This window comes from Paenibacillus sp. JCM 18996, assembly GCF_055392555.1.
The window spans coordinates 2781230-2801550 of the sequence record NZ_AP043884.1 but is presented as its reverse complement, the minus strand read 5'-3'; the positions used below and the strand labels follow the sequence as shown (position 1 = coordinate 2801550).

Here is a 20321-nt window from a genome sequence, read left to right as displayed (position 1 = left end):
AAATCCATTATTTTTCTAGGAAAAAGAAGGAATCCAGCCCCAAAATGTGGAATTATACTGCCAAGTCTTTGATGCTAAAAGGTGGTGACTTTTAAATGCAAATTACTGATGTGAGACTCCGCAGAGTAAATTCCGAGGGCAGAATGAAAGCAATCGCTTCCATTACGATTGACAACGAATTCGTAGTACACGATATTCGTGTCATCGACGGCAACAACGGAATGTTCGTCGCCATGCCAAGCAAGCGCACTCCTGACGGAGAGTTCAGAGACATAGCTCACCCTATCTCTTCTACCACTCGCGAGAAGATCCAGGCGGCCGTTTTGACAGAGTACGAAAGAGCGGCTGCCGACGAGGAAGTTATGGAAGAAGGAGCATAAGAACGTGATGTAAGAGAGCCTTGTTTTGCGGGCTCTCTTTTCTTTTTGTATAATAGAATACAGATCCATCGCGCATAAAGACAGCGCATCATTCAGAAGGGAAGGGTTTGTTTGATGAATATTTACGCGGTTGTGTTGGCTGCAGGCCAAGGAAAGAGGATGAAATCCAAGTTGTATAAGGTTCTTCATCCGGTGTGCGGCAAACCGATGGTGGGGCATGTGGTCGATATGCTTGAAAAAATTCATGCCGACCGTTCCATTGTAATTGTGGGCCATGGCGCCGAAGCAGTGCAATCCTTCTTGGGAGATCGGGTCGAATATACAGTGCAGCAAGAACAGCTGGGAACCGGCCACGCGGTTATGCAGGCAAAGAAGCTGCTTGAGAATGAAGAGGGAGTGACGCTCGTCGTCTGTGGAGACACCCCTTTGGTCAAAGAAGAAACGTTGTTGGAAATGATGAGGCTGCACGGCGAAACGGAGGCGGCTGCGACAGTTCTGACGGCCAAGCTGGAACAGCCTCATGGCTATGGACGAATTATCCGGGACGCGGACGGCGCGGTAAACCGGATTGTGGAGCAAAAGGACACCACTCCCGAGGAAGCGGCGGTGCAGGAGATCAACACCGGCACATACTGCTTTGACAACCGCAAGCTGTTCCAGGCTTTATCCAACGTAACGAACAACAACGCACAGCAGGAATACTATCTGACCGACGTCATCGGCATTTTCCGGCAAAGCGGAGAAACGGTGCAGGCGTACTGTACGCCGGATGAGGCTGAATCCATTGGAGTGAATGACAGGGCGGCCTTGGCGGAGGCGGAGAGGCTGATGAAGGAGCGCATTAACCGCCGCCATATGCTGAACGGGGTAACGATTATCGATCCGTCGCAAACTTACATTGAAGCGGATGTCGTAATCGGAGAAGACACAGTAGTGTATCCGGGCACATTGCTGAAGGGGAAGACAGTCATCGGAAGCCAATGTGTCATCGGGCCTCAATCCGATATCGCCGACAGCGTCATCGGAGATGAAGTCGAAGTGAAGCACTCGGTCGTAACCGATGCGGAAATCGGCAACCAGACGTCGGTTGGCCCGTTCGCTTATCTGAGGCCGGGGGCCAGGCTCGGGCGGAAGGTGAAGGTCGGCGATTTTGTGGAAATCAAGAACGCCAAGCTCGATGACGGCGCGAAAGTGTCTCATCTGAGCTATATCGGGGATGCGGTTGTTGGCAAGAATGTCAACTTCAGCTGCGGGGCGATAACCGCCAACTATGACGGTTACCGCAAGCAGCTCACGGAAATCGAGGATGAAGCCTTCATCGGCAGTAACGTCAACTTGATCGCGCCCGTGAAGATCGGCAAAGGGGCTTATGTCGTGGCCGGTTCGACCATTACGCACGACGTAAACGAGAATGATCTGGCGATAGCCAGGGAGCGGCAAGTGAATAAGCCGGGGTACGCGGATAAGCTGCGCAGCAAGATTCTGGCAGCTAAGAATAAGCAGTAAATTTTGCAAAATCGGCTGAGGACGTTTCAAAACGACTCCATAAGGGTTATAATTAGGAAGGGTTCAACTCTAACTGTACCCATTCCCGGTTGCTGAACTATAAGGAGGTACAAAATGTATGACTGCAGCATTAACAACGGAACCTCGTCAATCAGTGACGAAATCCGAGAATAAAGGGCTTCGGGCCCAAGGGAAAATCCCCGGCGTCGTTTATGGCAAGAAAGTGGGAAGTGTGCCGGTGACCGTCGACAGCAAAGAACTGCATATCGCGTTAAAAGAAAACCCTAACGGAGTTATCGAGATGAATCTGCCGGGTGCCGGCAAGCAATCCGTTATGATCAGCGAAATTCAAAAGGACAGCCTTTCCAAGGCGATTCTTCATATCGATTTCCATCAAATCAATATGGACGAGCCCGTCAGAACGACTCTTGCAATCGAAATTGTGGGAGAGGCCCAAGGCGTGAAGGAAGGGGGCGTTCTGCAGGTGCTTGCGCATGAAGCGGAAATCCGCTGTCTTCCTGAGAACATTCCCGCACATCTGCAGGTGGAGGTCAGCAAATTGAACATCGGGGAGAATGTCCTTTTCTCCGAGATCGAGCTGCCTGAGGGTGTGGAGCTGCTTTCTCCTGCCGAGAACGTGGTTGTAACCATCGGGCTTCCGCAGAAGGAAGAGGCAGCCGAGACCGAAGAGGAAGCTCCTGCTGCGGAGGGCAAGGATCAGGCGAAAGCCGCAGAAGCAACCGAATAATCCTTCCGGTCCTTCCGGTTTATCAGAGGCTACTGTTACCCGACAAGGTGCAGTAGCTTTTCTGGTTTACACCTCCGCTTTGTGTCCGGTATACAGGCCCCGCGCTATGTACCCGGATGAGGCTTCGGAGCATGACTCTGGCTGGAGTCGCTTAGTAGCCGGGTCTTGAGATAAACGTATATATAGCACGGTTGTAGTAGATATTATTGACTTTGATGAAGCTCGTCGTGTAATATTCTACAAAACCGATGTCCTTGTGGTTGTTCTTGAAATAAACCTGTACAGGAACCTCATGTTCGATATGGTCCTTGAACTGTTGGTCGTGATTTAAGGGTTGGCCATTGGTATACATGCTGGAATCACCTACAGTGGAATTTTGGCTTATATTAATAACGACAATTGCTGGCGAAGATGTATCACTGCATTTACATAAAAAAAGTAAATTTTTTTAAACTGTCGGGTATTTTGCTGAAAAAAGGAGCAGATCTTCATTGAAATGGTTTGTTGGGTTGGGAAATCCCGGAACAGAATACGGAAGCACCAGGCATAATGTCGGATTTATGGCCATTGACGCTTTTGCCAGGAAACACGGAATCTCCGTCACAGGCGCCAAATGCAAAGGGCTGATCGGCGAAGGACGCATACAGGGAGAGAAGGTTATGCTGCTGAAGCCGATGACTTATATGAACCTGTCCGGAGAAAGCGTCCGCGCGTTTATGGATTATTACAAAGCCGAGCTGCAGGATATGATTGTCCTGTATGACGACCTTGATACGCCATTCGGACATCTGAGGCTGCGGTATCAAGGAAGCGCGGGAGGCCATAACGGGATCAAGTCCATTATCCAGCACACGGGCACGCAGACGTTTAACCGGATTCGAATGGGAATCTCCCGCCCCGCTCCCGGATTTCCGATAGTCAATTATGTGCTGTCCAATTTTACCAAAGAAGAAATGAAATCAATGGACTCTCTGCTTGAGAAAACGGTGGAAGCTATGGAATGCAGCCTGCAAGCGCCTTTTGACAAGACTATGGCGAAGTACAATTCCTGAACTGGGGGCAATTATGCGGCTTCGCTCCCGTAAAAGTCTCAATTCCAGGGCTAATTGACGGCGTTTTGGGAATACTGAAAAGGTATATGACCAAAACAGGAGGCATACACTATGTCAATTAAATATATTTGTCCCCACTGCCGGATAGGGATTGGCCAATTGGACTCGTCGGTTTCCGAATTTCAGCTGGGCTTCCATTTCTTGACCACAGAGGAGCGGAGAGATATAATATCGTATGATTCAAACGGTGATGTGACTGTCCGAATTGCGTGCGATTATTGCAGGGAAGCGGTGGAAAATAATCCCGAGCTGTCCCTTATCGTTAATCCGTTGCAATAAGAAACGGGCGGATAGGCCGAAGCTTTACAGCTTAGGCTTCTTTTGCTTCATATGAAGGTGTATGGTTGAGAGGGGTGTACATGATTGCAAGAGTTACTTTCTGCTTTTTCCCGTGATGCGGATTTTCAGTCGATTGTATCGGGACTGCGTTCCGGAATGAAAGAACAATTGATTTCCGGTTTGTCCGGGTCATCCAAAGGGGTCATGATTTCGGCCCTTGCCGCAGAGATGAAAGCCCCTTTATTGGTTCTTACTCACAATATGTTCTCGGCTCAGAAGATTGTGGAAGATTTGGTGGAATGCCTGCCCGAGGAGCAGATTTTGTTATTTCCCGCGCAGGAAATCCTCTCGGCTGAGGCCGCGGCGGCAAGTCCCGAAATGCTCGCCCAGAGGATAGAAGCGTTAACCCGCCTGGCCTCCGGATACAGAGGGGTCGTTGTGGCGCCGTTTGCGGCTGTACGAAAGCTTTTGCCCAATAAAGAGATGTTTGTGCACGCGCCTGTGTCTCTGAAGGTAGGGGATACGGTGCAGTTGGAAGATTTCCTTGTTAAGATGACAGAGCTGGGGTATGAAAGAACGGAAAGGGTCGAATCCAAAGGACAGATGAGTGTCCGCGGCGGAATCATTGATTTTTACCCGGTGACTTCGGAGACGGCTTTCAGGGTGGAATTGTTCGATGTGGAAGTAGACTCGATCCGAAGCTTTGAGGTGTCCGATCAGAGATCGATAGACAAGCTGAATTCAATAGTCATTCTGCCCTGCAGCGATATTTTAATAGAACGTAAGCGCTTCCAATTAGCGGCGCAGCATGCATATGAACTGCTCCAGGCCCAACTGCAGAAAATGTCGGACCGCAAAAGCAAGGAAAAGCTGCTGGAGAACATCGGTTACGATATCGAAAGATTGAAGCAGGAAGAGAATTTCCCGGGCATTTATAAATATATTTCCTTGTTGTATCCGGAGAGACAGAGTTTGTTCGATTACGTCCCTCAAGATACGGTGCTGTGGATCGACGAACCGCTGCGTCTGCTGGAGACGGTGAAGCAGCTTGAGAAGGACGAAGCCGAATGGATGACCCATTCCCTGGAGGAGGGCAAGAGCTTGCCTGCTTTTTCCGTTTCCAAATCCTATGAGTCGATGCTGTTCCGCAAGCCTTTCCAGACGCTGTACTCTTCCCTTTTTTTAAGGCAGGTGCCGCAAACCCAACCCCAGAACATTGTCAATTTCATGTCCCGGGCGATGCAAAGCTTCCATGGGCAGATGAATCTGTTGAAATCGGAGATGGAACGCTGGAAGAAGACCGGAAGCCGGGTCATTATCCTCGCCAACGGGCCTGAGAGGATCGAACGCGTTAAGCGGGTGCTGCAGGACTATCACATCGAGGAGCCTGTTATCCTGGACGGAAACCTTCAGGCAGGGTTCGAGCAGCCTTCCATTCATTTGGTCGTCATTACCGAAGGCGAGATGTTCACGCAGAAACAGCGGAAAGTGCGTAAAGTAGACAAGAAGCTGGACAACGCGGAACGGATCAAGAGCTACCAGGAATTGAAAATCGGCGATTATGTAGTGCATGTCAACCATGGAATCGGGAAGTATGTAGGTATCGGCACCCTGGAGATCAACGGGATCCACAAGGATTACATCCACATCCTCTATGCGGGCGGAGACAAGCTGTCCGTGCCGATCGACCAGATCGAGCTCATCCAAAAGTATGTCGGAGCCGAAGAAAAAGAGCCTAAGATCTATAAGCTTGGCGGAGCCGATTGGGCGAGAGTCAAAAGCAAAGCCCGGGCTTCTGTCAAGGACATTGCGGACGATCTGATCAAGCTGTATGCCGAGCGGCAGGCCGCCCAAGGCTATGCCTTCCAGAAGGACAGCGCTTATCAGCAGGAGTTTGAAAGCTTGTTCCCTTATGACGCGACTGTGGATCAGCTGAGGGCTATAGAGGAAATCAAAGAAGATATGGAGAAGTCCAGGCCGATGGACAGGCTGCTCTGCGGAGATGTGGGGTACGGCAAGACGGAAGTGGCGATCAGGGCAGCGTTCAAAGCGGCTATCGACGGCAAGCAGGTGGCCGTTCTGGTGCCCACTACGATTTTGGCGCAGCAGCATTATGAAACTTTCCGTGAACGATTCTCCGGATACCCGTTTCGCATCGAGGTCCTGAGCCGTTTCCGTTCGAAGAAGGAACAAACGGACACGATGAAAGGAGTGAAGGCGGGAACTGTGGACATAGTGATCGGCACGCATCGGCTGCTCTCCGCGGATGTTCAGTTTAAGGAACTCGGCCTGCTTATAGTCGACGAGGAGCAGCGTTTTGGCGTGTCCCATAAGGAGAAGCTGAAGAGGCTCAAGACGAATGTCGATGTGCTTACCTTGACGGCGACGCCGATTCCGCGGACGCTGCACATGTCGATGCTGGGAGTGCGCGATCTGTCCGTCATCGAGACGCCGCCCGAGAACCGTTTCCCTGTGCAGACATATGTCGTTGAACACAGCAACGCGCTGATCCGTGAGGCTTTGGAGCGTGAGCTGTCCAGGGAAGGACAAGTGTATTACCTTTACAACCGGGTACAGGGCATTCACCAGATGGCGGATATTATCTCATCGCTGGTTCCCGACGCCAAAGTGGCCGTAGCTCATGGACAAATGTCCGAGCAGGAGCTGGAAAAGACGATTCTCGACTTCCTCGACGGGGAATACGATGTGTTAGTTTCTACCAGCATTATCGAGACCGGTGTGGATATTCCTAACGTCAATACATTGATCGTACACGACGCGGATAAAATGGGTTTATCCCAGCTGTATCAGTTAAGAGGACGGGTAGGACGCTCTAACCGGATTGCGTATGCGTACTTCACTTATCAACGCGACAAAGTGCTGACCGAGGTGGCCGAAAAGAGACTGCAGGCCATCAAGGAGTTTACAGAACTGGGTTCAGGGTTTAAAATTGCCATGAGGGATTTGTCCATCCGGGGGGCCGGCAATCTGCTCGGTGCGGAGCAGCACGGATTTATCGCGTCTGTGGGTTTTGATCTGTATTCGCAGATGCTTGCGGAGGAAATCGCCAAACTCAAGGCCGAGATAGACGGCACAAGCGCGGAGCCCGAGAAGGAATGGCAGACCCAACTGGATATCAATCTGGATGCTTATCTTCCATCCGACTACATTTACGACAGTATGCAGAAGATTGAAATTTACAAAAAGGTTGCCCACATTCGCAAGATAGAGGAATCGGAGGACCTGCGCGACGAGCTGGTGGACCGGTTCGGCGATTTGCCGCAAGCGGTGGAGAACTTGCTGGCAGTAGCGCGCCTTAAGGTTTACGGCATCCAATATGCCGTTGAGTCTATCACCCAAAAGGGAGACGACTACTATATCAAAATCCATCCCGACCAGAACGGCCGGTTGGATGGGCAGAAGCTGTTCGAGCTGTCATCCGACTTCGGAGGCAGGGTGAAGCTCATCAGCGGTCCGCAAATTCATATCGCGGTTCGCTGTAAAGGCATGAGTTCTGAGGAATCGATCTCATATCTGGAAAAATTTTTGCTGCAGTATAAGGCGGCTTTAAAGTCGAAAGGAGAATTACAGGATGTTGCAAAATAAACAAACGTTAGCGAAGAAGTGGGTCCTCCTTTTAGCAGCCGCTATATTGGTGCTTGGTGTGCTCGGCGGGTGCGGAAAGAAATCGCAAGCGGGAAATGCGGCCGCTTCGAAGGATGTAGTCGCCACTTATAAAGGCGGAACGGTCACCGCCGAGGAGTTCGACAAGTTTCAAAATGTAAATAAAGTGTTCTATCCCCAGTACGCCCAGTTTGCGAACGATCCGTCTTACAAGCAGGAAATGCTGAAGCAGTATATCACCTTCAAGGTGCTGTCCGAACGTCTGGATGCCAAAGACAAGCCGGAAGCTGACAAAAAGGTGAAAACGCAGACCGATCAAATTAAAAGCTACCTGGACATGCAGGGCGGAGCGGATAAGGTGCTTAAGGACAACAAGATCGAGATGAAGGACCTTGAGCAGTTTGTGCAGCGCAGCCTTTATTCATTGACCGCGATGGAAAGCAAAGTGACGGACGACCAGGTCAAAGCCGAGTATGACAAGAAGCTCGCGGCGGACAAAGAGGCTTACACCGTGGCTACGGTCAGCCATATCCTGGTCGCTTTGAAAGACGCTGCCACACAGAAAGACCTTCGCACTGCTGACGAGGCGTTGAAACGCGCGAAGGAAGTGCAGGACAAGCTGAGCAAAGGCGGAGATTTTTCAGCTTTGGCCAAGGAATACTCCGACGATCCGGGTTCCAAGGACAAAGGCGGCAAGTATGAGAATGCGGATATCTCCCAATGGGTGCCTGAATTCAAAAAGGCCGCAGCCGAGCTGCCTCTGGGCCAGGTCAGCGATCCGGTCAAGACCGATTACGGTTACCACGTGATGAAAGTGGAATCAAGAACAACCAAGAAGCTGGACGATGTCAAAGCGGATATTAAGTCCGGACTTGCAGAACAGCAAATATACAACTTTGCCGAGAAAGAGCTGCCGGGCATGATTGAAACCAACAATCTTCCCAAGCCTCAGCCTCAGCAGCCTGCCCAGCCGAATAACGGCGGACAAGCGCCATCCGGTTCACAGCAGCCTGCTCCGGCCGCACCGGCTCCCGACCAGACTGCGCCGCAGAATACACCGGCGCCTGCTCCGGCAGAGCCTAAGAAGTAAGCCCTTCGCAATATTTACCAGGATGTCCTTCGGGGCATCCTGTTTTTATTTGGATATTATGGACATAATGAGTGAAGCGGAATCTGTTATATAACGGGTGTAGATCAGACCCGCTGGGAGTTGTATAAGAATTTGGGAACGGTTGAATACTATGTTCAGAAACCAATTCCCTTTCATCATGGTATAAAGTTTTGGATCTACTCGTATCTAATTCTTCAAAGAAAGCGAGGCAGCTAGAGGCATGAAAGCAACTGGAATTGTTCGTCGTATAGACGATTTGGGCAGAGTCGTAATTCCAAAAGAAATCCGCCGCACATTGAGGATTCGCGAAGGAGATCCACTGGAAATTTTTGTTGACCGGGACGGGGAAGTCATTCTTAAGAAATATTCACCAATCGGGGAGCTCGGCGATTTCGCAAAGGAATATGCTGAATCCTTATATGAAAGCACAGGGCATATTACGATGATTTCGGACCGCGACACAGTTATTACCGTGGCAGGCGGCTCCAAGAAGGATTATTTGGACAAGCCGATCGGAAGTCTCGTCGAAAGCAGCATGGACAATCGCAAGACCGCGCTGGACAGCGGAGGCGGACAGTATGAAATTTGCAAAAACATGAATGAAACCTACAGCTCCTATGTTATCGCACCGATCATTGCGGGCGGCGACCCTATCGGCTCCGTTATCCTGCTGTCCAAAGAAGACAATGTGAAAATGGGCGAACTGGAAAGCAAAATGGCCGAAACCGCAGCCGGTTTTTTGGCCAAGCAAATGGAGCAGTAAGACGAAACTTCTCAAGGCAGGCTTCCTTGAAGGCAAGGTGCTCAGGCATCTTCTTATCCGGGAGGCTTTTTTCTTTGGCCGGATATCATATATAATGGAGGGCATGGGAGGAGATGGCGTGAACGACAAAGAGCGGGAGAGACCGTCATCCCGGTGGATGGAAGGCGCATTGGTATTGGGTTTGGCAGCGGCAGTTTCCAAGGCGCTCGGGACGCTGCAGAAGATTCCGCTGCAGAATCTGGCCGGAGACCAGGTATTCGGCATCTATAACGCGGTTTATCCGCTGTACATATTGATTACTTTCCTCGCAACCGCGGGGTTTCCGCTCGCGGTGTCCGCTTTTGTTGCAGAGCGGGCCTCCAAAGGGCAGTATGGCGAAGCCAGGCGTGTACTTCGCATTGCTGCCGCCATTCTTTCGATGAGCGGCTTGCTTTTCTTTGCGGGTTTATACTGGGGGGCCGATCTGCTGGCAGGCTGGATAGGCGTACAAGATACGGCGGCGGCTATCCGGAGCGTTTCCTTTGCGCTGCTGATTGTGCCGGTTATGTCCGCTCTGCGCGGATATTTTCAGGGACACGGCAACATGCTGCCCACGGCTTATTCCCAGGTTGCCGAACAGCTTGTGCGTGTGCTTACTATGGTGGGGCTGCTTCTTTACTTTATGCAGGGACATGCTTCCGAAGGAACGATAGCGGCGGGAGCTACATTCGGCTCTGTCACCGGCGCAGCGGCGGGCTTGGCCGTTGTGTGGCGTTATTGGATTAGGGAACGAATGGATCCCCGTGTGGATGAGGCCAATGGATTAAGCGGCGGGCGTGTAAGCACGTTCTCTCTGGTCAGGCAGTTCGTGCTCTATGCGCTTCCTATTGCGCTGGGATCCATCATGCTGCCGATCTTGACGCTGGTGGACACTTTTACGATGCCCCGCCTGCTGGCAAACGGCTTGGGCACGGAAGCGGGCGCCATGCGGCAGTTTGGTCTTTACAACCACGGGCTGCCGTTGGTCCAAATGGTGGCTATGATCGCCGCTTCCGTGACGGCCGCGGTGGTTCCCGTCATAGCGGCTGCTAGGGCGACAGGCGATGAACGGCTGATCCGGATAAGGACCGAGCTCGCTCTGCGGTTAACTTGGCTCATAGGGCTGGCCGCTTCCATAGGGATGGCTTTGACTGCAGAGCACCTGAATATCACGTTCTACACGGATAATGAGGGCACTGGAGCCGTGCGAATACTGGCCTTTACCGCTTTATTCAGCATTATGAATATTATCTCGGGAAGTATCCTGCAAGGGCTGGGCGCCGTGTTGATCCCGGTTGTAAGCCTGCTCGCAGCCTCTGCGGTCAAGCTGACCGGGAATTATCTTCTGATGCCCCGGCTCGGAATTGAGGGGGCCGCATACTCCGCCAACGCGGCTTTAATGCTGGCGGCGGGTATAAATCTTTACTTTTTGAGAAAGCTGACAGGAGCTTCTTTCCGCTCAAGCAGCTTTCTGTGGAAACCTGCTTTGGCTGCGGCCATCCTGACTTTCGGCATTTTATTAAGCATGCACGCGGCCCAAACTGTGCTGCAGTGGGCCCCTGTCCTGCTGCCGTCAAGGCTGCAGAGCACGATAATCAGCTTGTTCACCGTGTTGGCCGCGGCAGGGATGTATATTGCCGCTGTATTCAAGACAGGCTGTCTTACAAAAGACGACCTGGAGGCCCTCCCGGAGCTTCAAGGCAAACTGGATGCTTTTCTGCTGAAGATGAAGCTGCGTAAACCGATGAATCTTTAAATAAAAACGACTGCTGGAGGTAATTATGAGCGCATCCATTACGATTGTCGGATTGGGAACCGGGGATGAGAACCAATTAACCTTGGGCGTATGGAAGAAGCTGCAGTCATCCGGGCGCCTGTATGTACGGACGGAGCAGCATCCGGTGGTGCAATCCCTGCTGCGTGGAAGTATGGCGTACGAATCCTTCGACAGGCTCTATGAGCGGCATGACACTTTCGAGAAGGTATACGATGCGATCGCCGGGGAACTCGCGGCCGAGGCGAAGCAGACAGGGGGAGAGGTGGTTTATGCCGTTCCGGGCCATCCGATGGTGGCGGAATATACGGTTAAACTCCTGCGGGAACGCTGCTCCGCGGAAGGGATTCACCTGACAGTCCTGGGGGGCGAGAGCTTCCTCGACCAGGCGTTCCTGCGGTTCGGCTTCGACCCGATCGATGGCTTCCAGCTGCTTGACGCTTCCGAACTGTCCGTAGCCAATCTGAATCCCCGCCTGCATACGATCATCGGCCAGGTGTATGATGTCCATACGGCTTCCGACGCCAAACTCAGCCTGATGCAGATTTATCCGGACGACTACAAGGTAAAGGTCGGGCATTCCCTCGGAGTGGAGGGGGCGGAAAGAATAGAAGAGGCAGCTTTGTATGAACTGGACCGAATCAAGGATTACGGCAATTTATCTTTAATCTGGGTGCCGGCCGCCGACAAGCCTGAACTGCTTAACCGTTCTTTTGCCCGCTTGCATGAAATTATCGCGATTTTGCGGAGCCCGGAAGGGTGCCCTTGGGACCGTGAACAGACTCATGCTTCCCTTCGCCGTTACCTCATCGAGGAGACGTATGAAGTGCTGGAAACGATTGATGACGACGATCCTGCAGCGATGTGCGAAGAGATGGGTGACCTGCTTCTGCAAATTATGCTGCATTCCCAAATCGAAGAGGAAGATGGCGTTTTTACCGTCTACGACGTGATCCAGAAACTGAATGAAAAAATGATTCGCCGCCACCCCCACGTGTTTGCCGAAGCCACAGCCGATTCTTCGGAAGAAGTGCTCGTCAATTGGCAGCAGATCAAGGCCGAGGAAAAGAAAAGCAAGGGTGTCGATGCTGCTGAGGAACAGGTTCTCTCCGGCATCCCGAGAGATCTGCCTGCTTTAATGAAAGCGTGGCATCTTCAGAAAAAGGCGGCTCGCGTGGGCTTTGATTGGGAACGGATCGAGGAGGTCATCGGGAAAGTGGAGGAGGAACTTGCGGAGCTGAAAGAAGTGCTTGCCACAGGCGATCAACGCGATGAGCAGAAGGAAGAGCTGGGAGACCTGCTTTTTGCCGTCGTGAATCTTGCGAGGTTTCTGAAGGCGGATCCGGAGGAAGCTCTCTCCTCCACCAACCGCAAATTCATCGAACGTTTCTCTTATATTGAGCGGGAGCTGCGTTTAAGAGAGAAGACTTTTGACCAAACTGATTTACTAGAAATGGAAACCCTGTGGCAGCAGGCAAAAAAACTTCGGCAATCGACCGCGCAAAAGCAGGAATTCTAGCGGGTGCAAAGAATAAATAATTACGAACAGGCAGGGCTCGGCGGAGCTCACAAAAATGAATGCTATTTAGGAGGATTCTATTATGTTGAACAAAGCGGATCTAATCAGCAACATCGCAACCAAAAGCGGAATGACCAAAAAAGAAGTGGAAACCGTGCTTAACGGTTTTTTGGGTGAAGTGACCGAAGCTTTGACGAACGGAGATAAAGTGCAGCTGATCGGCTTTGGCACTTTCGAGACCCGCAAACGTTCCGGCCGCACGGGGCGAAACCCGCAAACCGGCAAGGAGATTTCTATCCCCGAGACGGTGGTTCCGGCTTTCAAAGCGGGAAACAAACTTAAAGAAGCCGTAAAATAATGCGTCTTGACAAGTTTTTGAAGGTTTCCCGCCTGATAAAGCGCCGTACTGTCGCGAAGGACGTCTCGGATCAGGGAAGAGTCTGGATCAACGGCAGGGATGCGAAGCCGAGCTCTACGGTAAAGGTGGGAGACGAGCTCAAGATCCAGTTTGGACAGAAGCTCGTAACGGTCCGGGTGGAACGCCTCGCGGAAACGACGAAAAAGGATGAAGCCGCGGGTATGTATACTATGCTTCAGGAAGAAAAGCTTCAGGATAATTCACTGTAAAACCAACACGCTCCCTTCGGGGAGCTTTTTTGTTCCGGAAAGGCCCTGCTTACTTGCGGGGTTTTTTTGCCAGGCTCGTTCTAAACAAGGACATCCCTCCATACCTATTTATTAATAGACCTGAAACCGAGGGGGAAAACGAGCTATGGTCCTGGAACAAGCCGGTAAGAACAAAAGACAGGAAATCAAAATGCTCAACCGCAAGCTTTTGGAAATATCCGGCGTAATGAACGTGGAAAGCTTCGACAGCGAGGAGTTTTTGCTCGAAACGGAAATGGGATTCCTTATGATCAAAGGTCAGAATTTACATATCAAGAACTTGAACCTGGAGCAGGGATTAGTCGCCATCGAAGGGATTGTGAATAAACTGGAGTATGTGGACTCGAACTCGGGCGAAAAGTCCAAGGGTCTGTTGGGTAAGCTGTTCAAGTGAGCCTGCAGGTACAATTTGTGACTATTGGGATGATGTTTCTGAGCGGGCACGGGCTGGGGGTTATGTACGATATGTACCGCGTTCTGAGCAGGCAGTTCAGGGCTCCCAAGTGGATCATTCCTTTTCTAGACGTTGTTTATTGGGTCGTGGCGACTCTTCTGGTATTTCTCGCGTTATTCTACAGTAATCAGGGTGAAGTGCGGATGTTCGTTTTTACCGGAATGGCGGCCGGGATTTGCTTTTATTTCCTGTTTTTTAGCAAAACGGTAATCGGGATTATCCGGTTCGGAATAAAAGTGGTCAAAGCTCTGATTCAATTTCTCCGCAAGATGTTTAAATATCTAATTGTCGCTCCCATTAAGGCGCTTTACCGATTATTAATCGGAATCATTGGAATTTTGGCAGCAGTGGCTGTTTTCCTTTATAAGATTGTGATACAATTGTTGTATCCATTCTGGAAAATCTTTCTCTGGCTGGTTCGTCCCGTTCAGAAAAGATTAGCCGTGCCAAAGAAACTTATCTTTACATTTCAGAAGATCAGGGGATGGTGGCGGCGAATTTTCCGTAAGCAGTAGGAGGCTTCGAACGATGACAATGGGCAACATTGATCAAAAGTATAGAAACCTGAAACGAAGATTGCGTATTTCGATCATCGTGTTCCTGTGTCTGCTGAGTTATGCCGGAGTCACTTTCTGGAACCAGATGGCAAAGCTTGACGAGGCGAAGAGCCAAGCAGCCGAGCTCGACAAGAAGCTGGCGGAGAAGCAGAAGACGAATGAAGATATCCGCCGTGAAATTATACGTATGAATACCCCCGAGTATTTGGAACAGAAGATCGCCAAGGAGCTTCACTATGTGAAGCAGGGAGAAGTGCTTCTCTTTACGCCGAAACCGGCCGCTTCGAATCCATAGGCTCCGTCAGGAAAATGCTTACATGTTGAAAGTATTTCCCGCATCAGTTATAATCGGGCTAGCCGGTTTTTGAACATTTTATGGGAGGAACATTTTACTTTATGGCAATTGAAGTGGGCACAAAGCTAGAAGGAAAGGTAACAGGCATTACTCACTTCGGAGCGTTCGTCGAGCTTTCCGAAGGAGTTACCGGGCTTGTTCACATCTCTGAGATCGCAGATAATTACGTCAAGGACGTCAACGACCATTTGAAGGTGGGTGACAAAGTCCTTGTCAAAGTAATTAATGTCGACAAAGACGGGAAGATAGGTTTATCCATTAAGCAAGCCGTTGACAAGCCTGTTGAAGCAAGGCCTCCTCGTCCGGAACGACAAGGCGGCGGGTACCAAGGCAGACCGGATTCGAACCGTCCCGGCGGAGACCGTGGAGGATTCGGACGGGGCGGCGGCGGTGACCGCGGCGGGTTCGGACGCGGCGGAGACCGTGGAGGCCGTTCGTTCAAACCGCCTGCTAACAAGTTGACATTCGAAGACAAAATGTCCCGCTTCCTTAAGGATAGTGAAGAACGGATTTCATCGTTAAAGAAGAATACGGAAGGTAAACGCGGAGGCAGAGGCGCCAGACGCGATTAGTTTCATACAAAAGACGGCCGTGGATCCATTCCGCGGTTTTTTGTTTTGTTGAGAGGCCTATAGTGAAATGACAGGAACGGCTAATTTTTATTGACTTAGCAACGTAATTTGTATATAATTTTATTCATTGTGGCGGCGTAGCTCAGCTGGCTAGAGCGTACGGTTCATACCCGTAAGGTCGGGGGTTCGAGCCCCTCCGCCGCTATATCGCTCAATATCGGAAGTTTTGTCGCTTCAATTTCCAATTATTAGTGGAATCGACAGGGAATTACGGATTCCCTGCATTTTAGCCCCCAAGCAGACGGCGCCAAGCCGTCTGTTTTTTATTGTCCGGCATCTTTGAATCATTCTGATCGCGCACTGTCATTGGGTGTGGAAACGATTCGCGCTTCGGGTTATTTTGTCGTAAACTTTTTTGAGTCTACTACCTATTTATGACAAACTTTATACTAGACTTCCCAATATAATAGGGACACAAACCAAAGGATGGAAGGTGTCGCTATGATGCAAAAATGGACAAGTCTTCAAAACGATGGTTGGAATGGGCTAAGCTGGGCCGGAAAAGCCAAACAGAACATTATGGGCATGATCTCAAGGCAAGGCTGGATTCAAGCGGTTGTTTCGAAAAAATGGAATATTCTCTTGTTGATGATGGGGTTTCTGCTGGGGAGGGCGATGATCCTCGAGGAGCTTTCTCCTTTTGCAGCAGCTTACTTTGCCGTCATCTACTTTCTTAGGCGTGACATTGCGGCTTGGGTCGGCGTTGCAGCAGTGGCCGGGAGTTACCTTTCTCTTCATTCCCACGCAGGTTATATCGGGACGGAAATCGCCGTCTTTCTTCTTATCCAGAAGGGACTCGAACGGTTCGAGCGGTCAGAGCTCTCGTTCACCCCCATCCTTGTCGGCCTCTCCACCTTTATGGTTCAACTGTTTGCGGCCATGGTCAGCACGGGGCTCACCTGGTACGCTCTAATGATGACCGGAGTGGAGGCGCTGCTAAGCGTAATTCTCGCCTTAATCTTCATCCAGGCACTGCCGGTGTTCACGCTATCCAGGAAAAATATCCAGTTAAGACATGAGGATGTGATTTGCTTAATCCTGCTGCTTGCCTCGGTGATGACAGGGACAGTCGGCTGGTCCGCCGGCTCCATGAGTATAGAGCATATTTTTTCCAGGTATTTGATCCTGCTGTTCGCCCTGGTGGGAGGAGCCCCATTCGGCGCTTCCGTCGGGGTGATAGGGGGATTGATCTTAAGCTTGGCGGATATGCAGGCCGTGTACCAAATGAGTCTTCTGGCGTTTGCGGGACTGCTTGCCGGATTGATGAAGGAAGGAAATAAGCTGGGGGTTTCCGTGGGGATGCTGATCGGGACCTCGATCCTTTCCATCTATGTCGGTACAAAGGCGCAGGTGTTGTACTCCACTTGGGAGTCCGTGGTCGCTGTAGGATTTTTCCTGCTTACTCCGCGCAGCGTTGTGCAGATTCTCGCCAAATATGTGCCCGGCACGCAGGAGAATTTGAAATCCCAACAGGACTATGTCAAAAGAGTCAGAGACGCGACAGCTTCCAGAGTGGAACAGTTCTCCGAAGTTTTCAAGCAGCTTTCGCGAAGCTTCAAGCAGTTCGCGTCCGAAAACCACACCGCGGAAAGGGAGGAAGAAGTCGGACATTTCATGAACGCTGTGGCAGAGCGGTCCTGCCAGGCGTGCCATAGGAGAAATCATTGCTGGGACGAGAAGTTTCCGCAAACCTATAAGCTGATGACCGATATGATGACGGAGGTGGAGATCAAGCAGAATTTTTCCAAGAAAGACATTCCGGCTGCCTGGAAAAGGTCCTGCGTCAAGACGGAGCAGGTGCTGGATGTGATGAAGCAGCAGTACCGGCTTTTCCAAAACAATCTGCACTGGAAAAAGCAAATCACCGACAGCCGGCAGATCGTGGCGGATCAATTGTTCGGCGTGTCGCAAATTATGGAGGATTTGGCTAAGGAGATCAAAAGGGAAGGCCAGGCCATGTTTCTGCAGGAAGAGCAGATCCGGCACGCTCTGGAAGCACTTGGACTGTCGATCCACAGCATCGAGATCATCTCTTTGGATGAAGGAAATGTAGAAATTGAAATTATCCATCAATATACGAAAGGATTTGACGAATGCCGTAAAATCATCGCTCCGCTGCTTTCCGACATCCTGAGAGAGAACATAGCCGTAATGAGCGAGCAGATGCATGATAAGGGGGACGGCTACGCCACCGTTGTATTCGGCTCCGCCAAGGAATTCGAAGTGGTCACGGGAGTAGCGGCCATCGCCAAGGACGGGGACCTGCTGTCGGGAGACAGCTTCAGCACCGTGGAGCTTGGGAACGGCAAATTCGCGGTCGCCTTAAGCGACGGGATGGGAAACGGAGAAAGGGCGAAAGCTGAAAGCAGCGCGGCCCTGACTATTTTGCAACAGCTCCTCCAATCCGGGATGGATGAGAAGCTAGCTATCAAATCGGTCAACTCCGTTCTATTGCTGAGATCCTCCGATGAAATGTATGCGACCGTGGATGTCGCGCTGATCGATCTGTATAACGCTGGCACCACTTTCTTGAAAATCGGGTCAATCCCCAGCTTTATAAAAAGAGGAAACGAGGTCATCCCGATCTCGGCCAATAATCTGCCAGTGGGCATTCTGCAGGATATCGAGGTGGACTTGATATCGATGGATTTGCAGCCGGGCGACGTGCTGATCATGATGTCCGACGGCATTTACGACGCGCCAGGCCCTGCGGTTAACAAGGAGTTGTGGATGAAGCGGCTGATCCAGGAGGTATATATGGACACTCCTCAGGATATGGCGGAGAGCTTGCTGGACAAAGTAATGCGCTACCATCAAGGCGAAATCCATGACGATATGACAGTGGTCGTGGCAAAAATCGAGAAGCATCAGCCGGAGTGGGCAACTTTCCATTGGCCGGGCATGACCCGGATGGAACGACCTAAGACGGTGAGTTGAGCCGATGCGTGAACAAGCTGCAGTTCTGGGGACTGCGGCTTTTTGGTGTGTAGTGCTGCAGTAAAGGGCTGGCTGACGGGGCATCATTCCCGGCTGTCCGCAAAGTACCCGGCTTCGTACGGACCTTGTCGTCACTTTGCGGGAAAATGTTTATACTCTCTCAACTATGGAGAAGCTGATACTACAATTAATAGTTTCCATAGGGGGGACGGGAATGAAGCAAATTATTCTGGTCACGGACGGTTGTTCAAATGTCGGAATCAGCCCTGTCGTTGCAGCGGCCCACGCCCAGGCGGAGGGTATAGTCGTAAATGTAGTAGGAGTGATTGATCAAGGAGAGTTGGGAGAGCGCGGAGCGGAGGAGATCAGGGAAATCGCCGACGCCGGCGGGGGAATGAGCCGAATCGTGGCTTCAAGCCAGCTTGCCCGGACGGTGCAGATGATGACCCGGAAGACGGTTGCCTATACCATCCAGGCTGAGGTGGGCAAACAGATGAAGTCGCTCTTCGGCCATTCGGCGCTGGAACAGCTGCCTCCGGCGCAAAGGGCCCAGGTAGTCGAGACGATAGATGAACTGGCAGAGACTTCCCCGCTGGAAGTCGCCCTGTTGGTCGACGCGAGCGCCAGTATGAAGCCCAAGATGGATTCCGTCCGCGAGGCTGTACGCGACTTGATGCTCAGCCTGCAGGCAAGAATGGGCAAAAGCCGACTGGCCGTTTTCCATTTTCCGGGAGCGGCGAATTCGGATGAAGAAGCCGTAATGGATTTGGATTGGACTTCCAACCTTGCAAATGTGGACAAGATGTTCTATAAATTAAACATGAAGGGCACAACGCCTACAGGGCCCGCACTTATGCACGTGATCCGCTATATGACGGGGGAACCTTTTGCCGGAAGTCCGGTCATTTCTGAAACGGGGACAAGAGAGAGCAGACAGCTGCCCAAAAGCAAGGAAGGGATGCTGAGTGACTACGTTATTTGACGCACCGCTGCAGCCGGGTTTAATGATACGCGGCAAATGGCGTAAAGGATGCTATCAAATCCGCAGGCTTCTTGGCCAAGGAGCCAACGGACAGGTGTACCTGGTGAGCCAGGGAAGTTCATACTATGCTTTGAAAATCGGATACGATTCGTTGGAACATCTGTCGGAAGTCAACGCTCTCAAGCAGCTGTCCCAATCGGCTGCTTTTGAGAATTATTTGATTGACGTCGACGATGCCCGCCTGGAGGGGAAGGACTACCCTTTCAGCGTGATCCGTTACATAAAAGGGGATAATATTCATCGGTTCCTGCAGGAGAACGGGCTGGACTGGGTTTATCTGGTTGGCTGGAACCTGCTTGGCAAGCTCACGGAGCTGCACGGCACAGGCTGGATATTCGGTGATCTAAAGCCGGAAAACGTGCTGGTGTCGGGTCGGGGCGCGGTTCATTTGATCGATTTCGGAGGGGTCACAGGAAGGGGAAGGGCGGTCAAACAGTTTACGGAGATGTATGACCGCGGTTACTGGTCCGCAGGGTCGCGTTCTGCCGAAGAAAGCTACGACTTGTTCTCTTTTGCCGTGCTCATGCTGTCTATGCTCGATTCGTCGGACACATTCCGGTCATTGCCCGTTGTGCTGCCGCACAACCGTACCGTCGGCGTGCTGCTGGACAGGGTGTACAAAGAACCGGCCTGCCGCACAATCGCTCCTTTTCTGGAAAAAGCTTTAACCGGAAAATATGCTTCGTCCAAAGAAGCCCGCTTGGAATGGAGAAAGCAGATGCTGCAGCATCGAATGCGCCGCCCACCCGCTCCGGGCAAGAAGGGGGTTTGGGTTCCGGCGTCCTTCGCACTGTCCATCGCTTTGTTTGCGGCAACAGTATATTTTTTCAGATAAGAGGATGAC

The 20321-nt window shown here is 51.4% G+C and carries 20 protein-coding genes and 1 tRNA gene; 20 read left to right on the top strand and 1 reads right to left on the bottom strand.

Annotated features, from left to right (window positions below; translation table 11 throughout):
- The first annotated feature begins 95 nt into the window (after positions 1-95).
- From spoVG to ACZ5N7_RS13760, 3 genes are all read left to right on the top strand, one after another.
- Positions 96-380: a septation regulator SpoVG gene (spoVG, locus tag ACZ5N7_RS13770; RefSeq protein ID WP_464654928.1), complete on the top strand. Its 285-nt coding sequence runs from the start codon at positions 96-98 to the stop codon at positions 378-380.
- Positions 381-494: 114 nt separating this feature from the next.
- Entirely contained in the window at positions 495-1886 is a 1392-nt protein-coding gene (glmU, locus tag ACZ5N7_RS13765) for a bifunctional UDP-N-acetylglucosamine diphosphorylase/glucosamine-1-phosphate N-acetyltransferase GlmU (RefSeq protein WP_464654927.1), read from the top strand.
- 118 nt (positions 1887-2004) lie between these two features.
- Complete coding sequence (locus ACZ5N7_RS13760; RefSeq protein ID WP_464654926.1) at positions 2005-2634, top strand: 50S ribosomal protein L25; 630 nt, start codon at positions 2005-2007, stop codon at positions 2632-2634.
- Between the two features lie 151 nt (positions 2635-2785).
- On the opposite strand, the gene ACZ5N7_RS13755 is transcribed toward ACZ5N7_RS13760, so the two are convergent.
- Positions 2786-2986 (bottom strand): hypothetical protein, encoded by a 201-nt coding sequence (locus tag ACZ5N7_RS13755; protein ID WP_464654925.1) that lies wholly within the window; start codon positions 2984-2986, stop codon positions 2786-2788.
- 139 nt (positions 2987-3125) lie between these two features.
- On the opposite strand from ACZ5N7_RS13755, the gene pth reads away from it, so the two are divergent.
- The 17 genes from pth to ACZ5N7_RS13670 all read left to right on the top strand — a co-directional run bounded on the left by pth (position 3126) and on the right by ACZ5N7_RS13670 (position 20312).
- Entirely contained in the window at positions 3126-3686 is a 561-nt protein-coding gene (gene pth, locus ACZ5N7_RS13750; RefSeq protein ID WP_464654923.1) for an aminoacyl-tRNA hydrolase, read from the top strand.
- Between the two features lie 111 nt (positions 3687-3797).
- Positions 3798-4025, top strand: a complete 228-nt coding sequence (locus tag ACZ5N7_RS13745) for an anti-sigma-F factor Fin (RefSeq protein WP_464654921.1) — start codon at positions 3798-3800, stop codon at positions 4023-4025.
- Between the two features lie 84 nt (positions 4026-4109).
- Complete coding sequence (gene mfd / locus ACZ5N7_RS13740; RefSeq protein WP_464654919.1) at positions 4110-7631, top strand: transcription-repair coupling factor; 3522 nt, start codon at positions 4110-4112, stop codon at positions 7629-7631.
- Positions 7618-8739, top strand: coding sequence for a peptidylprolyl isomerase (locus ACZ5N7_RS13735; RefSeq protein ID WP_464654917.1), 1122 nt, complete (start codon positions 7618-7620; stop codon positions 8737-8739). Before mfd ends, ACZ5N7_RS13735 begins: the two co-directional genes overlap by 14 nt.
- Positions 8740-8980: 241 nt before the next feature.
- Positions 8981-9523 carry a stage V sporulation protein T gene (gene spoVT, locus ACZ5N7_RS13730; protein ID WP_464654916.1) on the top strand — a complete coding sequence of 181 codons (543 nt, stop codon included), beginning with the start codon at positions 8981-8983 and terminating at the stop codon, positions 9521-9523.
- A gap of 118 nt (positions 9524-9641) precedes the next feature.
- The gene (locus tag ACZ5N7_RS13725) at positions 9642-11297 is read left to right on the top strand and encodes a putative polysaccharide biosynthesis protein (RefSeq protein ID WP_464654914.1); all 1656 of its coding nucleotides are present in this window, start codon (positions 9642-9644) and stop codon (positions 11295-11297) included.
- 25 nt (positions 11298-11322) lie between these two features.
- Positions 11323-12834 carry a bifunctional methyltransferase/pyrophosphohydrolase YabN gene (yabN, locus tag ACZ5N7_RS13720; RefSeq protein WP_464654912.1) on the top strand — a complete coding sequence of 504 codons (1512 nt, stop codon included), beginning with the start codon at positions 11323-11325 and terminating at the stop codon, positions 12832-12834.
- An 85-nt stretch (positions 12835-12919) separates the two neighbouring features.
- The gene (locus ACZ5N7_RS13715) at positions 12920-13192 is read left to right on the top strand and encodes an HU family DNA-binding protein (RefSeq protein WP_464659273.1); all 273 of its coding nucleotides are present in this window, start codon (positions 12920-12922) and stop codon (positions 13190-13192) included.
- Positions 13192-13461 (top strand): RNA-binding S4 domain-containing protein, encoded by a 270-nt coding sequence (locus tag ACZ5N7_RS13710; protein ID WP_464654910.1) that lies wholly within the window; start codon positions 13192-13194, stop codon positions 13459-13461. Before ACZ5N7_RS13715 ends, ACZ5N7_RS13710 begins: the two co-directional genes overlap by 1 nt.
- A gap of 145 nt (positions 13462-13606) precedes the next feature.
- A complete protein-coding gene (yabP, locus tag ACZ5N7_RS13705) occupies positions 13607-13894 on the top strand; it encodes a sporulation protein YabP (protein WP_464654908.1) in 288 nt (95 codons plus the stop codon).
- On the top strand, positions 13891-14469 hold the full coding sequence (yabQ, locus tag ACZ5N7_RS13700; RefSeq protein WP_464654906.1) for a spore cortex biosynthesis protein YabQ: 579 nt from the start codon (positions 13891-13893) through the stop codon (positions 14467-14469). The genes yabP and yabQ overlap by 4 nt, the downstream gene beginning before the upstream one ends.
- A 13-nt stretch (positions 14470-14482) precedes the next feature.
- Complete coding sequence (locus ACZ5N7_RS13695; protein ID WP_464654904.1) at positions 14483-14806, top strand: FtsB family cell division protein; 324 nt, start codon at positions 14483-14485, stop codon at positions 14804-14806.
- 101 nt (positions 14807-14907) lie between these two features.
- A complete protein-coding gene (locus ACZ5N7_RS13690) occupies positions 14908-15438 on the top strand; it encodes a S1 domain-containing RNA-binding protein (RefSeq protein WP_464654902.1) in 531 nt (176 codons plus the stop codon).
- A gap of 131 nt (positions 15439-15569) precedes the next feature.
- Positions 15570-15643: transfer RNA gene (locus tag ACZ5N7_RS13685), tRNA-Met, on the top strand.
- A gap of 296 nt (positions 15644-15939) precedes the next feature.
- Positions 15940-18435 carry a stage II sporulation protein E gene (spoIIE, locus tag ACZ5N7_RS13680; protein WP_464654900.1) on the top strand — a complete coding sequence of 832 codons (2496 nt, stop codon included), beginning with the start codon at positions 15940-15942 and terminating at the stop codon, positions 18433-18435.
- Positions 18436-18649: 214 nt separating this feature from the next.
- Positions 18650-19417 carry a vWA domain-containing protein gene (locus ACZ5N7_RS13675; RefSeq protein ID WP_464654898.1) on the top strand — a complete coding sequence of 256 codons (768 nt, stop codon included), beginning with the start codon at positions 18650-18652 and terminating at the stop codon, positions 19415-19417.
- The gene (locus tag ACZ5N7_RS13670; protein WP_464654896.1) at positions 19401-20312 is read left to right on the top strand and encodes a protein kinase domain-containing protein; all 912 of its coding nucleotides are present in this window, start codon (positions 19401-19403) and stop codon (positions 20310-20312) included. Before ACZ5N7_RS13675 ends, ACZ5N7_RS13670 begins: the two co-directional genes overlap by 17 nt.
- Positions 20313-20321: the final 9 nt, after the last annotated feature.

What these genes read in the sequence shown, in the direction of transcription:
- spoVG (WP_464654928.1), top strand. Translation starts at nt 96, where the DNA reads ATGCAAATTACTGATGTGAGACTCCGCAGAGTAAATTCCGAGGGCAGA.
- glmU (WP_464654927.1), top strand. Translation starts at nt 495, where the DNA reads ATGAATATTTACGCGGTTGTGTTGGCTGCAGGCCAAGGAAAGAGGATG.
- ACZ5N7_RS13760 (WP_464654926.1), top strand. Translation starts at nt 2,005, where the DNA reads ATGACTGCAGCATTAACAACGGAACCTCGTCAATCAGTGACGAAATCC.
- ACZ5N7_RS13755 (WP_464654925.1), bottom strand. Translation starts at nt 2,986, where the DNA reads ATGTATACCAATGGCCAACCCTTAAATCACGACCAACAGTTCAAGGAC.
- ACZ5N7_RS13745 (WP_464654921.1), top strand. Translation starts at nt 3,798, where the DNA reads ATGTCAATTAAATATATTTGTCCCCACTGCCGGATAGGGATTGGCCAA.
- ACZ5N7_RS13735 (WP_464654917.1), top strand. Translation starts at nt 7,618, where the DNA reads ATGTTGCAAAATAAACAAACGTTAGCGAAGAAGTGGGTCCTCCTTTTA.
- spoVT (WP_464654916.1), top strand. Translation starts at nt 8,981, where the DNA reads ATGAAAGCAACTGGAATTGTTCGTCGTATAGACGATTTGGGCAGAGTC.
- yabN (WP_464654912.1), top strand. Translation starts at nt 11,323, where the DNA reads ATGAGCGCATCCATTACGATTGTCGGATTGGGAACCGGGGATGAGAAC.
- ACZ5N7_RS13710 (WP_464654910.1), top strand. Translation starts at nt 13,192, where the DNA reads ATGCGTCTTGACAAGTTTTTGAAGGTTTCCCGCCTGATAAAGCGCCGT.
- yabP (WP_464654908.1), top strand. Translation starts at nt 13,607, where the DNA reads ATGGTCCTGGAACAAGCCGGTAAGAACAAAAGACAGGAAATCAAAATG.
- ACZ5N7_RS13695 (WP_464654904.1), top strand. Translation starts at nt 14,483, where the DNA reads ATGACAATGGGCAACATTGATCAAAAGTATAGAAACCTGAAACGAAGA.
- ACZ5N7_RS13690 (WP_464654902.1), top strand. Translation starts at nt 14,908, where the DNA reads ATGGCAATTGAAGTGGGCACAAAGCTAGAAGGAAAGGTAACAGGCATT.
- spoIIE (WP_464654900.1), top strand. Translation starts at nt 15,940, where the DNA reads ATGATGCAAAAATGGACAAGTCTTCAAAACGATGGTTGGAATGGGCTA.
- ACZ5N7_RS13675 (WP_464654898.1), top strand. Translation starts at nt 18,650, where the DNA reads ATGAAGCAAATTATTCTGGTCACGGACGGTTGTTCAAATGTCGGAATC.